At 42.4% G+C, this 15,575-nt stretch carries 16 protein-coding genes; 13 read left to right on the forward strand and 3 right to left on the reverse strand.

What is annotated here, in order from left to right:
• Positions 1 to 34 precede the first annotated feature (34 nt).
• The 8 genes from AC0VYJ_RS05635 to AC0VYJ_RS05670 all read left to right on the forward strand — a co-directional run bounded on the left by AC0VYJ_RS05635 (position 35) and on the right by AC0VYJ_RS05670 (position 7,382).
• On the forward strand, positions 35 to 1,084 hold the full coding sequence (locus tag AC0VYJ_RS05635; protein ID WP_430245726.1) for a FecCD family ABC transporter permease: 1,050 nt from the start codon (positions 35 to 37) through the stop codon (positions 1,082 to 1,084).
• Positions 1,084 to 2,118 carry a FecCD family ABC transporter permease gene (locus AC0VYJ_RS05640; protein WP_475366784.1) on the forward strand — a complete coding sequence of 345 codons (1,035 nt, stop codon included), beginning with the start codon at positions 1,084 to 1,086 and terminating at the stop codon, positions 2,116 to 2,118. Before AC0VYJ_RS05635 ends, AC0VYJ_RS05640 begins: the two co-directional genes overlap by 1 nt.
• A gap of 12 nt (positions 2,119 to 2,130) precedes the next feature.
• Complete coding sequence (locus tag AC0VYJ_RS05645; protein WP_475366785.1) at positions 2,131 to 3,132, forward strand: NAD(P)/FAD-dependent oxidoreductase; 1,002 nt, start codon at positions 2,131 to 2,133, stop codon at positions 3,130 to 3,132.
• Positions 3,133 to 3,147: 15 nt separating this feature from the next.
• Positions 3,148 to 3,957: an ABC transporter ATP-binding protein gene (locus AC0VYJ_RS05650; RefSeq protein ID WP_475366786.1), complete on the forward strand. Its 810-nt coding sequence runs from the start codon at positions 3,148 to 3,150 to the stop codon at positions 3,955 to 3,957.
• Between the two features lie 172 nt (positions 3,958 to 4,129).
• Positions 4,130 to 4,546, forward strand: a complete 417-nt coding sequence (locus tag AC0VYJ_RS05655) for a GNAT family N-acetyltransferase (RefSeq protein ID WP_475367461.1) — start codon at positions 4,130 to 4,132, stop codon at positions 4,544 to 4,546.
• A gap of 74 nt (positions 4,547 to 4,620) precedes the next feature.
• Positions 4,621 to 5,586 (forward strand): aldo/keto reductase, encoded by a 966-nt coding sequence (locus AC0VYJ_RS05660; protein WP_475366787.1) that lies wholly within the window; start codon positions 4,621 to 4,623, stop codon positions 5,584 to 5,586.
• Positions 5,587 to 5,704: 118 nt separating this feature from the next.
• On the forward strand, positions 5,705 to 6,202 hold the full coding sequence (locus AC0VYJ_RS05665) for an SdpI family protein (protein ID WP_475366788.1): 498 nt from the start codon (positions 5,705 to 5,707) through the stop codon (positions 6,200 to 6,202).
• A 235-nt stretch (positions 6,203 to 6,437) separates the two neighbouring features.
• The gene (locus AC0VYJ_RS05670) at positions 6,438 to 7,382 is read left to right on the forward strand and encodes a ribose-phosphate diphosphokinase (protein WP_194220564.1); all 945 of its coding nucleotides are present in this window, start codon (positions 6,438 to 6,440) and stop codon (positions 7,380 to 7,382) included.
• A gap of 191 nt (positions 7,383 to 7,573) precedes the next feature.
• Here the strand turns inward: AC0VYJ_RS05670 and AC0VYJ_RS05675 are convergent, their stop codons facing one another.
• Entirely contained in the window at positions 7,574 to 8,224 is a 651-nt protein-coding gene (locus AC0VYJ_RS05675) for a class D sortase (protein WP_475366789.1), read from the reverse strand.
• A 61-nt stretch (positions 8,225 to 8,285) separates the two neighbouring features.
• Positions 8,286 to 8,699 carry an excalibur calcium-binding domain-containing protein gene (locus tag AC0VYJ_RS05680; RefSeq protein WP_303530082.1) on the reverse strand — a complete coding sequence of 138 codons (414 nt, stop codon included), beginning with the start codon at positions 8,697 to 8,699 and terminating at the stop codon, positions 8,286 to 8,288.
• 268 nt (positions 8,700 to 8,967) lie between these two features.
• Here AC0VYJ_RS05680 and AC0VYJ_RS05685 point away from each other — a divergent pair, with 268 nt between their 5' ends.
• On the forward strand, positions 8,968 to 9,516 hold the full coding sequence (locus AC0VYJ_RS05685; protein ID WP_475366790.1) for a FixH family protein: 549 nt from the start codon (positions 8,968 to 8,970) through the stop codon (positions 9,514 to 9,516).
• An 86-nt stretch (positions 9,517 to 9,602) separates the two neighbouring features.
• Here AC0VYJ_RS05685 and AC0VYJ_RS05690 read toward each other — a convergent pair whose 3' ends face one another.
• Positions 9,603 to 10,361 (reverse strand): Cof-type HAD-IIB family hydrolase, encoded by a 759-nt coding sequence (locus AC0VYJ_RS05690; RefSeq protein WP_371018191.1) that lies wholly within the window; start codon positions 10,359 to 10,361, stop codon positions 9,603 to 9,605.
• A 365-nt stretch (positions 10,362 to 10,726) separates the two neighbouring features.
• On the opposite strand from AC0VYJ_RS05690, the gene AC0VYJ_RS05695 reads away from it, so the two are divergent.
• The 4 genes from AC0VYJ_RS05695 to AC0VYJ_RS05710 all read left to right on the forward strand — a co-directional run bounded on the left by AC0VYJ_RS05695 (position 10,727) and on the right by AC0VYJ_RS05710 (position 15,547).
• Positions 10,727 to 12,154 carry a sodium/glutamate symporter gene (locus tag AC0VYJ_RS05695; protein WP_430244659.1) on the forward strand — a complete coding sequence of 476 codons (1,428 nt, stop codon included), beginning with the start codon at positions 10,727 to 10,729 and terminating at the stop codon, positions 12,152 to 12,154.
• A 213-nt stretch (positions 12,155 to 12,367) separates the two neighbouring features.
• The gene (locus AC0VYJ_RS05700; protein WP_475366791.1) at positions 12,368 to 13,393 is read left to right on the forward strand and encodes a pyridoxal-phosphate dependent enzyme; all 1,026 of its coding nucleotides are present in this window, start codon (positions 12,368 to 12,370) and stop codon (positions 13,391 to 13,393) included.
• The gene (locus AC0VYJ_RS05705; protein ID WP_475366792.1) at positions 13,383 to 15,068 is read left to right on the forward strand and encodes a PucR family transcriptional regulator; all 1,686 of its coding nucleotides are present in this window, start codon (positions 13,383 to 13,385) and stop codon (positions 15,066 to 15,068) included. Before AC0VYJ_RS05700 ends, AC0VYJ_RS05705 begins: the two co-directional genes overlap by 11 nt.
• Positions 15,065 to 15,547 carry a hypothetical protein gene (locus AC0VYJ_RS05710; RefSeq protein WP_430244650.1) on the forward strand — a complete coding sequence of 161 codons (483 nt, stop codon included), beginning with the start codon at positions 15,065 to 15,067 and terminating at the stop codon, positions 15,545 to 15,547. Before AC0VYJ_RS05705 ends, AC0VYJ_RS05710 begins: the two co-directional genes overlap by 4 nt.
• Positions 15,548 to 15,575: the final 28 nt, after the last annotated feature.

The following is a 15,575-nucleotide window of genomic DNA, read 5'->3' on the forward strand; positions in this document are numbered from 1 at the left end:
GGGTTCTTTACTACATAAAGCAAGGAGTTATCACATGTCAAAGAAAGTTGAGCCGACTGCAAAAATAGAAGATCAGCTAGCTGTTCAGTCGCGACCTGTTACGGCTATGCTTATTTTAGTTGCTGGTAGTGCGGCCCTCATTCTGAGTCTTGGACTATCAATCGCGCTTGGAGCAGCGGATATAAAGTTAATGACAGTGTGGCAGGCGATTTTTCAATTTGATCCAACCTCAACAGAACATTCGATCATTCGGGAATTTCGAATGCCGCGTTCAGTTGCAGACATATTAATTGGAGCAAGTTTTGCCGTTGCTGGTGCTATCATGCAAGGGGTAACGCGAAATCCTCTTGCTGACTCAGGGTTACTAGGTTTAAATGCAGGAGCAACTTTGATGATTGCGCTTAGCTTTGCCTTTTTCCCGGGTTTATCTTATAACAATTTGATGCTATTTTCGTTTATAGGTGCTGGTATTGGGGCTGGACTAGTGTTTGGTATCGGTTCCTTATCAAGAAATGGTCTGTCGCCTGTTCGGCTTGTGCTTGCAGGGGCTGCTGTGAGTGCTCTCTTTACTGCCGTGAGTGAAGGAGTCGCCATTCATTTTCAGCTATCACAGGACCTTGCCTTTTGGTTTGCCGGAGGAACAGCTGGTTTGAAGTGGCCACAAATTCAGATTCTATTGCCGTGGATCATTGTAGCCCTCATAGTGGCGCTGTTTCTTTCCAAATCGATTTCGTTACTTAGTCTTGGAGAAGATGTGGCTGTTGGTCTAGGTCAACGTACGAAATTAATAAAAGCGCTAGCAGCAGTTGTTGTACTAGTGTTAGCAGGTGCTGCCGTGTCAGCTGTTGGTCCAATAGGGTTCGTGGGCCTAGTAATACCACATATAGCAAGATTTCTTGTTGGTGTTGATTATCGCTGGATTGTCCCATGCTCAGCCGTTCTTGGAGGACTCTTGATGATTGTTGCCGATATGGGAGCAAGAATGGTTAATGCGCCATACGAAACGCCAATCGGAGCGATATTTGCTCTTATCGGTGTTCCTTTCTTCCTCTTTGTAGCGAGACGTGAAGGGAGGGAGTTATAGTGGATCTAGATTCTTTATTTGACGCACAGCGGAAACGGAATCGCCGCCGGTATTTCATTATGGCGACTTTTCTCTTATTGATCGTTATCACCTTTTTAATTAGCTTGAATACAGGATTAACGAAATTAAGTCCTCTTGAAGTATTGAACACGCTAGTTGGAAATGGAACAGAGCAACAATCGTTGATTCTATTTGAATTTCGCTTACCCAGAATTGTGATTGCTGTTCTCGTCGGTGCTGGTCTTGCCATTTCAGGCTGTATCCTCCAAGGCATCTCCCGAAACGCCCTTGCAGATCCGGGGATCCTTGGAATCAATAGCGGAGCAGCCTTAATGGTCGTGATTTTCATTTCTTTCTTCCCAAAAACAACGGATGCACCCATTCTACTCATGCCGTTTCTTGCATTAATTGGTGGATGTGCAACGGCCATCATCATTTATGCCCTTTCTTATAGTAAAAGAGAAGGGTTGATGCCCCAGCGGTTAATTCTAAATGGAATTGCCATCGCCGCGGGTATTGGTGCCCTTATTACAATCTTAACGCTGCGAATGGATCCATTCGATTACCAGTTCATTGCCATTTGGCTTGCCGGTAAGATCTGGGGAACGACGTGGGTTCATGTTCTAACGTTACTGCCGTGGATTATCGTTTTATTTACGTTCATATTCTATAAAGCGAGGACTCTAGATGGATTAACTTTTGGTGAAAAGCTTGCGACCGGAATGGGTGTGAAAGTAGAGAAAGAGCGTTTCTTGCTCCTAGGTGCTTCTGTTGCCCTTGCATCTGCTTGCGTGTCAGTTAGTGGCGGAATTGGTTTCGTTGGTCTTGTTGGCCCACATCTTGCTCGACAGTTAGTCGGCAATGATCACCGATTCCTATTGCCGTTGTCGGCTCTTGCTGGTGGACTTGTCCTTTTAGTAGCTGATACGATTGGTCGAACGATTCTCGCACCATCTGAGATTCATGCCGGTATTATGGTTGCGATTATAGGAGCTCCATACTTTTTATATTTACTTGCTAGAGCAAAAGCTTAGGAGGCGAACGATGTGAAGAATGAAATATATGACGTGACGATCATTGGCGGAGGACCTATTGGCTTATTTACAGCTTTTTATAGCGGTATGCGCGAGCTTAAGACGAAAGTCATTGAATACCTTCCGCAAGTTGGTGGGAAAGTGACCTACTTCTATCCAGAGAAAATTCTACGAGATATTGGAGCAATTCCTGGCGTCTCCGGAGCTGATTTGATTAAGCAGCTTGAAGAACAGGCGAGCACATTTGATCCAACAATGGTGTTTGGGGAACGAGTAGACGATCTTGAGCGAGCAGAGGACGGAACCTATATCTTAACGAGTCATAATGGAGAAAAGCATTACACACGGACCGTTATTTTAGCGATAGGACATGGGACGCTTGGAGTGAAAAAGCTTCCAGTTGATGGCGCGGAGCATTTTGAAGGGAAGAACCTTTATTATGCCGTCGATCGTGTGGAAAGCTTCAGAGGTAAGCACGTTCTGATTTCTGGAGGAGGCGATTCGGCGATCGACTGGGCGAATCGGCTTGAACCAATTGCAGATAAAGTAACGATTGTTCATCGCAGAGAGGCTTTTAGTGGTCACGAAAGTAGTATCACAGAGATGAACAACTCGGAAACGCACATCAAATGTTCGTGCTACGTATCTGACGTGATTGGTAAGGAGCGTATTGATCAGGTTGTTCTTACTCATGTCGACACAGGTGAAAAAGAAGTAGTTGAAATCGATGCCCTCCTTGTTAATCATGGATTTAATCTCGACTTAGGCGGCATTCAAAATTGGGGAATGACGATGAACGAAGGAAAAGTCGTTACGGATGCAAAAATGGAAACGAGTATACCAGGTGTTTTCGCAGTAGGAGATATCGTCACATATCCCCATCGTTTAACGCTCATAGCAGGCGGTCTTGCGGAAGGACCTAAGGCGTTAAATAGCGCGAAAGCCTTTCTTGATCCTGAGGCTGAAACGATGGCGATGTATTCTACACACCATAAAGATTTTGTAGAAGTATAAGCGGAGGGAGTGAGTGTGGTGATTCAAGCAGAAGATCTTAAAATCGGTTATCAGGAAAACATCATTGTAGATCAGCTGAATTTATCCATACCTGAAGGAGAGATTACGGCTCTTGTTGGAGCGAATGGATCAGGAAAGTCGACCATTCTCAAAACGCTATCTCGATTAATGAAGCCAAAAAGTGGAACGGTTTACCTTGATGGATGTGCCATTCATGAGCAGAAAACGCGCGACCTTGCGAAGGAGTTAGCGATCCTTCCTCAAAACCCCACGGCACCAGAAGGGCTAACGGTTCTAGAACTTGTCACATACGGGCGCTTTCCACATCAGAAAGGACTAAAAGCTCTTACGATAGAAGATAAAGAAAAAATTGCCTGGGCGATCGAAATGACGGGCATCGGAGAGTTTGCCAACCGTCCGATTGACCAGCTTTCTGGTGGTCAGCGCCAGCGCGCCTGGATTGCGATGGCGCTCGCTCAGGATACGAAGATTCTTTTTCTAGATGAGCCAACCACTTTTCTCGATATGGCCCACCAGCTTGAAGTGCTTGAGCTTCTTCAAAAGTTAAATATTCAAGAAAACCGGACGATTGTCATGGTCGTTCATGATCTAAATCATGCCAGCCGCTACGCTGGTCATATGGTGGCGATCAAAAAAGGGAAAGTGAAGAAAACGGGCACTCCGCTTGAAGTGATGAAATCTGATGTATTAGAAGATGTGTTTGGTGTTCGAAGTGATATCATTTACGATCCTCGTTCTGGCCAACCGCTTTGTTTACCTTATGGATTATGTAACGAACTAAGTTATGCTGCTGTGAATGAATGAGCCTGTCCTATTATGGGGCAGGTTTTTTTGATGAGAGACGGAAGGTTATTCTGATAAGAAGGATCAGTTTCTTGTCTGGCGAATGCCTATAGTCATGGAGTTGGGCTGGGGAATACTTTGGTTTCATTATCCATTATTTTTATTCACCGGAGGGATATTCTTGATTAAAGAAATGAAAACGAAGGAACAGTGGCTTGATGTCTATCAGATTATGAAGGAGCTTAGGTCGCATTTGGATGAGAAAGAGTATCTCGCTTTAGTGGAAGAAGCTCAACGTAAGGATATGTACCGACTTTTCGCTCTTTACAAAGGAAAAGAAATCGTGGCGGTGACTGGATTCAAGCCGATGATTACACTTTACTACGGACGGTTTGTTTGGGTATGTGATCTTGTCACTAGTGAACAACATCGTTCGAAAGGGCACGGTGAAAAGCTGCTATCGTTTGTTGAAGAGTGGGCAATTGAAAGTGGGTATGGTGCAGTGGCTCTTTCTTCAGGCATTGCTAAAAAAGAGGCTCATCGCTTTTATCAAGAAAAGATGTCGTATGATCAGGTAAGCTATGTGTTTAAAAAGGTATTGAAGTCATAAACTCTGATCTTAGTAGATTTGTTTCACTGAATGCTATACTTGGTTATAAGACTAATGAAGGATGTGGCAAAGACGTGAGAAGACTAGGACAGACAAATTATGAGATTTCTCCGATCGGCCTCGGAACGTGGCAATTTAGTCAAGGTAGCGGCTTAATTGGAAGCTATTTCTCTACGATTTCTGAAGCCGATATGGACGCAATTGTGAAAATGAGCTTAGACGGCGGGATTAACTGGTTCGATACAGCGGAAGCTTACGGAAAGGGAAAGTCAGAAGAAGCCCTTGCTGGAGCGTTAAATCGTCTTGAAATAAAAGAAGAAGATGCGCTCATCGCGACTAAATGGTGGCCGCTTTTGCGTACAGCAGGATCGATTACAGGAACGATTCAAAAACGAAAAGACGCATTAAAGGGTCGGCGTATTGACCTTTATCAAGTGCACCAACCGTTTTCCTTCTCCTCGCCAGAAAAGGAGATGAATCAAATGGCCTCGCTCGTGAAAGAGGGTCATATTGGCGCTGTTGGTGTAAGTAACTTCAATCGCGATAAAATGGATCGTGCGATTCAAGAGTTGAACCGTCACGAAGCAAGCCTTGCTTCTAACCAGATGAAGTATAGCTTACTCGATAGAAGAATTGAGACAAACGGTGTACTCGATCTTGCGAAGCAAAACGGTGTGACGATCATTGCCTATTCTCCACTTGAACAGGGGATTTTAACTGGAAAATTCCATGATCATCCCGACTTAGCAGCAAACCTTTCTGGACCGAGAAAGCATATGTCTCAGTTCAAACCACAGGGATTAGCTAGAACGCTGCCACTTATTAATGTGTTAAAAGAGATTGGGAATGCTTATGGCGTGGGAGCAGGACAGGTGGCATTAAACTGGCTCGTTCATTTCCATGGAGACACGGTTGTAGCCATCCCAGGAGCTTCGAAATTAAAGCATGCAGAAGATAATGTGAAAGTGTTAGGATTTAAGCTGACACAAGACGAGATGAAGAAAATTGATGAAGAGTCAAGAAAAGTTGCGAAGATGTAATGGAAAGTATGTGTTCTAGCCCGCTCACTTTTATTTTGAGAGCGGGCTATATTTTTAGCATGCTTGTTCTGAAACTAGAGTTACCCTAGTAACGTAAGTAATGAAAAGGGGGGGTTAAATGACTGATCGTCCGATAATTAAAATTGAAAAGTCGATACTTCAGAAACTGTTTGATATAGCTGGATTGGTTTTCTTATGTCTTTCTCTTGGTTATCTTTTGTTAAATTGGTCAGGTCTCCCATCAGAAGTTCCCATTCATTTTGATGTAGCGGGTCAAGCAGATCATTGGGGAAGTAAACTGGTGCTGTTCTTTCTACCTATTTTTGGCATTTTACTGTGGGGTGGATTATCTATGTTAGAGCGCTATCCGCACGTATTTAATTATGTAGTTCACATTACAAAAGGCAATGCTGAGCTACAGTATCGAACGGCAGTTGCTCTTATTCATTTTTTAAAGAACACAATCGCTCTCATGTTTTCAGTTATAACAATCGAAACCATATCAATGGCAAATGGTTCACAGGTTGGCTTAACACCATGGATTCTTCCTGTATTCCTCACGCTTATATTTGGCTCAATTATCATATGTATCATTCAATCAATTAGGTGGAGGTAAAGGGGAAAGTTCCCATCTGATTTGGAGTGAACGAAATGAAGCGTATACATATGAAGAAGAGTAATAAATATGTGGTTTTTGATAGAAATTCCAAAAAAAATCTGCAGAAATTGAGCTTCCGTGTATGGTATAGTGGAGGAGAAGTTTAAACTAAATACATATGTAAATGCTTCATACACAGTTGTATTGTGAATGGAACATTCGTGGGATAAACGAAAGATAAAGGAGCTACGCTATGCTACGCCATGAAGAAGATGTGAAAGTGTTCGCTTTGAACTCAAATCCGGAGTTGGCTCAAGAAATTGTAGAGACACTTGGGGTTAAAGTTGGAAATTGTTCCGTTAAACGCTTTAGTGACGGTGAAATCCACATGAACGTTGAGGAAAGCATCCGTGGTTGCGATACATACCTTGTACAATCGATCGCAGGCTCAGGAAACGACTATTTGATGGAGCTCTTGATTATGATTGATGCATTAAAACGAGCATCAGCTAAAACCATTAATGTTGTGCTACCGTATTATGGATATGCAAGACAGGATCGAAAGACGGGACCAAGACAGCCGATCACAGCAAAATTGATTGCGAATATGCTAGAACGTTCGGGCGCAACGCGCGTGTTAACAATTGATTTGCATGCCAATCAAATTGAGGGATTTTTCAATATCCCAGTTGACCAAGTTTCTGGTATTCCGATCCTTGCTGAATATTTTGAGAACAAAAATTTAGAAAATGTTGTTGTTGTGGCACCCGACAATAGCAGTGCGCTTCGTGCACGTAAATTAGGGTCAATGCTAGACGCGCCAATCGCTTTGATTGATCGTCGCTCTTATGACACAGGAGAACCATCCACTGTGAATGTTATTGGTGATGTTCAAGGGAAAACAGCGATTATTATTGATGATATGATTGATACTGGTAGAAACGTTACGTTTACGTCACGCATTCTTGAAGAGAACGGTGTGAAAGACGTCTACGCGACATTTACCCACGCTGTTCTTTCTGGTCACGCAACGGAAGAAATTGCTGAATCGAACATTAAAGAAGTGGTTGTAACGAATACCATCTCTCTTCCAGATTCAGAAGATCTTGATAAAATTAAAGTCCTATCGATTGCTCCGCTACTTGCTGAAGCGATTCGAATCGTTCAGGAAAAGCTTTCGATTAGTCAAATACGCTAACATGATGAAGGGAACTGATGACTCAGTTCTCTTTTTTTATATGGAATTGTTAATGAATGTTGTTGATCTTGGTCATCAGAGAGCTGAAAGGCGAGTGAAACTATGATTTCACTCGAATGAGCCAAAATCGAGGTATCAACAATATAAGCTAACATAGCTATTTTGTTGCGGCATTTCGAATTAGGGGTAACTCAGGATTGCGAGTCACTCCCGTCATCGACTTGTATTAAACTTGCCTGAATGATGTAACGATCTGGTGCGGAGCCGAGGTAATCAAACGGATAGCACGTGGTGAGTGTGAGAGTGGGGGAATTCTTATCCACAATAACGCTACGATCATGCTCGTCTGTAATCCACGTTTTGCGGATTTGATATTCATATGTTGTATCGTCTAATGTGAGGTAAAGACGATCACCTTTTTTTAGTTGATCAAGGCCGTCAAAAACGGTATCGCGGTGTCCTGCAAGTGCAGTGTGGCCTGCTTGACTTGGTAAAGTTGTGAAATCTGTGTCATACATACCAACTCCCTGTTTCAACGTTTGTTCATCGGTTCCCCAATAGATCGGGTAGAGATATCCTAATTGAGGGATTGTTAATTCACCGATTTTTTCCCCTGTTTTCGCATGAAATGCTTCACTTGATGGTGTAGCATCACTTGTCTGAATCACTTCTCGATTAACTGTCTTTTGATAACCAGTTTCCTCCCAATTCCTTGAAATGGCCTGGGCTTTTTCAGGTTGAAAGGTTGTGACACTCTTCTGACTCCACCATTCATATCCGCTCCAGCCGGTTAAAATCAGACCGATTAAAATGAGTAGAATACTGAGCTTGTTTACCACCATTGATCACCTTCTTTAGAAATCGAGATAGGCGTTCGCCTATCTCGATGGGATGGTATGTGCATTAAGAGTGGACGCGTCTTTTTAATAGTAGAAGAGAGCCGAATGCTGCGATAGCAAGTCCAAGCAACATATAAACAGGATAGCTAGTTGCTGTATCGGCCATTTCAGCGCCTTCGCTGTCAGCTGCTTCTGAGCTTTCTTCACTAGTCATTTCTTCATCGGAAGATTCGCCGCCTGATGTTGCTTCTTCATCAGATGAAGTAGATCCACTATAGGAATGAGTTTCACAAGCTTCTCCATCATTGTCACGGTCAAGGCCGCTTGGGTCCGCATCAGGGTCATTGCTTTCATAATAATTTTGCGCTTCTTCTTGAGAAGAGAAGTCATCACAATTCTTATCATCCGCTGCATACCCTACGTTCGTAAATCCAAATACCAATAAGAAAGTTGCTAACAAAGAAACGAGTTTTTTCATCTTCTTCCTCCCCGGATTAAGTATTTTTTTGCCATCCCTTGTTATATGGTAACAGTTTCCAGTGGATAGTTCATGTAATATGTCAGAATAAATAGAATAAAGAGAATATTTTACTACGGTTAGAAAATGAGTTTCAGTAATGAGGGAATACCTGGGGAATTTAATTTTTCGAGTGAAGAGTGATCTATGCTGATCTTTTTTCCGTTAGCTTTGTATAAAGAGAAACTTCTCTAGGCAGGGAAGTTAGGCGGAAAAGGAGATGGATCGAGTGAAGAGACTATCACTTACTATAGGGATTACCTGTTTGTTAGCGCTAGGCGCATGTTCAGGAGCTGGGGATGAGGCTGGCGGAGGAAATGACGCCACTAATTCTAGTGAAGAGGCGAGCCAATCTAGTATGAACAGTGAAGAGGCTGGTAGTATGTCGAAGAATGAGGAGACTGAGTCTTCAGAAGAAGAACAAATGGATGAGTCTTCCTTTAAGGTTATGATCTCTGAAGAGAAGACAGATGAGCACGAAGGTCATGGTGCACACGTTAGCATCTCTCTTGAGAATGATGAGATGAATCCAGGTGTTCTGATGACAACAATTACTGAAGAGGAAGAGCTCCTTACAGAAGCTAATGTGCGTTTTGAATACTGGAAAGAAGGAGAAGAAAAGCATACCTACACAGAAACAGAAGAGAACGGTGAAGGCATGTATGAGGGGACATCAGAAATCTCCGATCCAGGAACGTACAAGCTGAAAGTTCATGTTGAGAAGGGGGAAGAGCTTCATACACATAAACCTTATGTGCTTGAAGTCACGGAGAAATAAGTGTGGAACGGAAAAGGCGCAGTGGAGAAAATCCACTGCGCTTTTTTCGACATTTATTGAGTTTATTCGGGCGGTGACAGGCACCATTATCCCTTCAATACTTGATCTATAGCGTAAGCAACGCCGTGCTCAGTATAGTCTTTAGTCACCCAGTTTGCGGCTTCTTTGACGCGGTCTTGAGCGTTACCCATTGCGACACCAAAGCCAGCTTCGCGTATCATCGCAATGTCATTCATGCTATCGCCAACGGCCATGACATTCTCCATTGAAAGGTCAAGCCAGTCGCAAACTTTCATGAGTGCTGCAGCTTTATTAACGCCAGATGGATTGATTTCAAGGTTTGTTGGGCTTGAATTCGTTACTTCAAACGCCTCATTCGCTGTGACTTCATCAGTAATGATTTTGCGAATATCATCGTCTTTAATATCAAAGCCAAATTTCAACCATGTGTAGTCATTGATTTCTCGGTCAAACGGCTTTTGTGTATTAAATACGCCTTCTGTTGTAGATGACCAGAAATACACATCATGCTTCACTTTTAGTTCCCACAAACGTTCAACAAGTTCATAATCCAGGTGAGAGCTATCAACTAGGTTTAGTTCTTTATCAAAAATCTGTCCGCCGTTTACTGTAACTAAGTAAGCGGAGTGTCCAAGTTGTTCTGCGATATCTCGGCAGAAAGGCAGTGAGCGTCCCGTGCTTAACACGACGTGAATGCCTTTCTCTTTCGCGCGCTGAACAGCCGCTTCATTTTCTTCTGACACGTCTCCGTCATGATTGACAAGAGTGCCATCCATATCTAATGCAATTAGTTTGATTTCTTTTTCCATCTCTACCACTCCTATTTTTCGCTATCTCTATTTTAATACACTTTTTTGTCGAACTGTAGTCGTGATCCCTAAGACCTGATATTGCATTTAACGATTATAACATGATTGTGCCTAAGAGGTTAGAAAGCAGGGATATTAAAGCTTTATCTCATTTGTTAGGAGGGTGCGTAGCCATAATCTCGTTTTTTCATCGGAAAATAGATGAAAAATTTTAAATTTTCACAACGTATTTCTACAAAAAAACCTATAACTAATTTCCAAAAATAAGTTTTATCGTTTCTTTTTCGAGGAACTGAAAAAGTGGACTGTTCGTATCACCAATTTGGTGAAGCAGCTGCCTCATTAGCTGAGGAATCATAAAAACCAAAGAGGTGAAAGAAATGAATCCGGAACAAATTGGATTCGCGTTGTTGTATATCGGTGTTTTTCTTCTAATAGGGAAGATCATTCGTTTGAAAGTAAAGGTCTTACAGAACTTATTCTTACCTTCCTCCATTATCGGTGGATTTATCGCATTGCTTCTCGGGCCACAAGTGCTTGGGAAAATTATGCTGAACTTCGTTTCTGAAGATCATTTTCTCGCAAATGGAATTATGACGGGCACAATTATAGAAGTATGGTCAGCATTACCAGGTTTAATGATTAATGTTGTCTTTGCATCACTATTTCTTGGAGCAACAATGCCAAAGCTCCGAGATATTTGGACATTTGGTGGTCCACAACTAGCATTCGGTTGGGCGATTGGCTGGGGACAATATGTGATCGGTTTACTCGTCGCCATTCTAATCTTAACCCCATTCTTCGATATACCGGCTATGGCTGGGGCGCTGATTGAAGTAGCGTTCGAAGGTGGTCACGGTACGGCTGCAGGTATGGCAAGTACATTTGAAGAGCTCGGATTTGAAGAAGCATTTGACCTCGCTATCGGTCTTGCGACGGTAGGTGTGCTTTCAGGTGTTATCTTCGGTATTATTCTAATTAACTGGGCCGTTCGTAGAGGTAAAACCAAAGTGATCAAAGACGTGAATGGCTTCTCTGATCTACGTAAGCAGGGCATTATGGAATATCAAAATCGTGAACCAGCGGGTAAAATGACGACTCGCCCTGAATCAATTGAACCTCTATCGTTTCACTTATCAATTGTGATGCTTGCGATTCTGATCGGTTGGTTAATTCTTCAGGGGTTAATTGGTCTAGAAAGTATTACGATTACAAATTGGACAGGCTCAAGCTTCATGAAGTATATACCGCTATTCCCGATCGCGATGTTCGGTGGTATTATTCTTCAAGTCTTCTTCAGCAAGAAAGATAAATACAATCTTGTTGATCGTCGTATGATCAATCGTATTCAAGGACTTGCGCTTGATGTGTTAATCATCACAGCCATCGCAACAGTTTCCCTTGATGTCATTGGTGAGTATCTCGTGCCATTCTTAATATTGGCTGTAGCAGGAATTTCATGGAACTTATTTGGTTTCCTTACCCTTGCTCCAAAAATCATTCCAGACTACTGGTTTGAACGAGGTATCGGTGATTTCGGTCAATCAATGGGTGTTACAGCAACTGGATTGCTACTAATGCGCATCGTTGACCCTGATAATGAATCTCCAGCATTTGAAGCATTTGGTTACAAGCAGCTCGTCTATGAGCCGTTCCTTGGCGGTGGACTAGTAACGGCGCTATCTGTACCATTCATCGTTCAATTTGGTGCGGTAGCTGGCCTGATTTTCTCGATCATTATGGTGATCGTAGGGATCTTATCAGGTATCTTCTATTTTGGTAAAGGAAAGCATATTAAGAATAAATAAAAGCAAGCGCCATTCCTATTTTTGGGAATGGCGTTTTTTTCGTGAGAAAAGTGAGCAACAGTTGGGATCGTGTGAACCTTATGAAACGATCTCCCTTTTGAGAAATGAAGTTCTAGTAAATTAGAAACTTTTCCCTAATTGCGATATAATTAACAGAATATATCGAATTTGCAACATATCATTTAAACTCTCCCAAAGGAGGCATCATTGCATATGGTCACTTCCCATAATCGCCTTCAACCAATAACCGTAACCCCGCCTTCGCTCCAAGATATTTGGATCGCTAAGAAGCGCATTGCATCATTTATTAAAACAACCCCTCTCGTTCAATCAGAAAGACTTTCAAGTGTAAGTGATACAGCGGCTTATCTTAAATTAGAGAACCTTCAGGAAACGGGTTCGTTTAAATTGCGGGGAGCAGCCAATAAGATTCTGAGTTTGTCAGAGGAAGAACGGAAGAAAGGTGTTACGACGTTCTCTACCGGTAATCACGGATTAGCGGTGGCTTATGTAGCAAGGCTGCTTGGAGTGAGAGCACATATTTGCATCTCGAATCGCGTTCCTATAAATAAAGTGAAGAAGCTTAGTGAGATGGGAGCGGAAGTTCGAAAAGCTGGTCAAAATCAAGATGATGCTGAGGCGTTTAGCTATGAACTGCGAGATCGGGAAGGGATGACGGTTATTAAACCATTCGATGATCCTGAAGTCATCGCTGGACAAGGAACGATTGCACTTGAACTACTTGAAGAACTTCCGAACCTCGATACGTGCGTGATCCCTTTGTCAGGAGGAGGCCTTCTATCAGGAATTGCACTCGGATTGAAAGCGACGAATCCGAACATTCAGGTAATCGGAGTTTCAATGAAGCGTGCAGCTGTGATGTACGAAAGTGTTCGCGCGAATCGTCCCGTGATTATACCTGAAGAAACAACGCTAGCTGATAGTTTACTAGGTGGGATAGGGACGGATAATCGATACACGTTCACGATGGTGAAGAATTACGTGGATGATATCGTGTTGCTTTCAGAAGAAGAGATTGCGCGTGGCATGTCCTTTCTATTCCGACACCATCAGATTGGAGTTGAAGGAGCTGCAGCAACAGCTGTTTCAGTCCTTTTACATAAAAAAACGAGAAAAATAGGGTTGAGAACAGCGGCGCTTGTAAGCGGGAGTAATGTGGATGTTGACCGTTTGCTTGAGATCATTTCCGCACACAAGGATGATGAAGATGGCTGTTAATCTTTGGGAAATCACAACGTTACCAATGCTTGCGGATGCAAGAGTCCTTTCTGGAAAGTCTCATCTCGAACAAAAACAAGTCGAGTGGGTCTCAGTAATTGAAACACCTGTTGAAAATTTTGTGCGTCAGTATGAGTTCGTTCTTTCCACTGGCGTGGGTCTTGGCAACGATTCAGATGCTTTGCTTCGTTTTGTCCAGGATGTTTATGAATCAGGCGCTTCAGCCCTTGCCCTTGCAACAGGTCGACATTTATATGATATTCCAAAACGGGTGATTTCCTTCGCAGAACAGAGGGGTTTTGTTCTTATTGAAATGACCTGGGAAATTCGGTTTTCCGATGTGATTCATTCTTGTATGGAGAAAATTAATCACTATCAGCAGGAAGAGCTGAAGCGATCAGAAGAGGTACAGCAACGTCTCTTAGAAATGGTTCTTCAAGGCGGGAGCTTTTCAGATATAGCTCGTTATGTTCATAAACATCTCAGCTCTCCTGTCCTGATCACTGACCCTTTAGGAAGAGTGAAAGGCAAAGCAGGGTGTACCACTGAACATGTTATTCATTGGCAACGCCACTGTGAGTGCCATGTGACCGTTGTTCATGATGGAAATCTTCATCCTCTTCATAAAAAAATGGAGAAAATCGTCATTGGTGATACTCCTGGACTGTTGATGAGAATTCAGTCTGCAGGTAAGGAACAGGGTCAAATGGTGATATTTTCCGTTAATCATCCGAACAATTTGGATACGAATCTTCTTGAGCATGCCACAACTGCTGCGGCCCTTTCTTTTCTAAAAGATAGCGCGATTGAAGAGACGGAAATACGATTAAAGGATGATTTTATTCTTAGTTTAGCAAATGGAGAATTTGTATCGAAAGAGCGTCTTCTTTCAAGAGGAAAACTCCTCGGATATAACCTCACGCTACCCTATGTTTGTGTTGTAGGGGAACTTGATAATCTTGAGGAGCTATTCAGAAAAAATCAAGATGGATTTGCTTCTTACCAACACTGGTTTGAAAGTATGATCTATTATGTGAGCGAGGAAATTCTTCTTGCTGGAGAAACGATTCAGAAGAGAGTTCTGACAACCGTTCAAGAATCGAAGCTACTTATCTTTCTAGAAACGACCCCTGGAACGAATGAACTTGTGAATCAATACCTCGACTTATTGGAGAGGAGGTTGAGCCGATTGCTTCCTGGGGTCTTGCTTACTTGGGGGATCGCGCAGCATGGTGATGGCGTGATTGTTTTCGAAGACAGCTACAGTAAAGCATGCGTAGCTCTAGAGCTTGGAAGAAAACAAAAAGGCGCGGGCAGTCGAATTGATTATGAAGATACGAAAATCAATCGTTTGTTGCAACGTCTCTCGTATGATAAGGATGTGCAGGAGGTTACGATGTCAACGATCACCCCGCTCGTTGATTACGATGAGAAGCGAAAGATGGATCTTATCGGTACGTTCACTGCCTATCATTTAAATAATGGGAACGTAAGTCAAACCGCTCGAAAGCTCAATCTTCATAGGCAGTCTCTTCTGTATCGACTAAGAAAAATTGAATCGTTGACAAGGCTATCTTTAGTGAATCCTGATGACGTGTTTTTACTTGATTTAAGCATCAAAATTTGGTCGGTTGGGTTAAGAGATTCCGACGTTTTAAAGGAGGGACGCTTTTGACTTCAACGGAATTAAGTCATGATCATTTGAAGCTGAATGAATTAAGCTATATTAAGATAAATGCGCTTCTCCTACTAGCTATTCTTCCGTTATCAATTATTGGATACTTTCTAGCGGTATCGAACGAATCGTTGTTTTTTGTTTACGAATGGTCCCTTGTCGTCCTACTTTCTTGTACTTTCCTATTGTCGATTGTTACTGCATTGGTGTACAAAAGTTCCTTACTATGGCTATCATTCTCTTTTTTAGCTTTCATTCTTCAGTTTGCAGTGTTCTGTCTGTTTATAGGCCCTTATACATTTTATCCGCTGTTCTTTGCTTACTATGCAATGGCTACTATTTCGTTTATTGTTTCGATTATCACTTTTAAAAAAGGTCTACCTTATAGGTTTATTACGGTGATTTTCATGATTGTAACGGTCATTATGACATTTTATATGATTCTATTGCACAGTCTATGGGGAGTGAACTGGATTTAGGAGCTGTCTTATTTGAACATACTTTAAA

It is taken from the genome of Anaerobacillus sp. 63XJN7_5_ISO-PGPR-S23-430 (genome assembly GCF_056173695.1).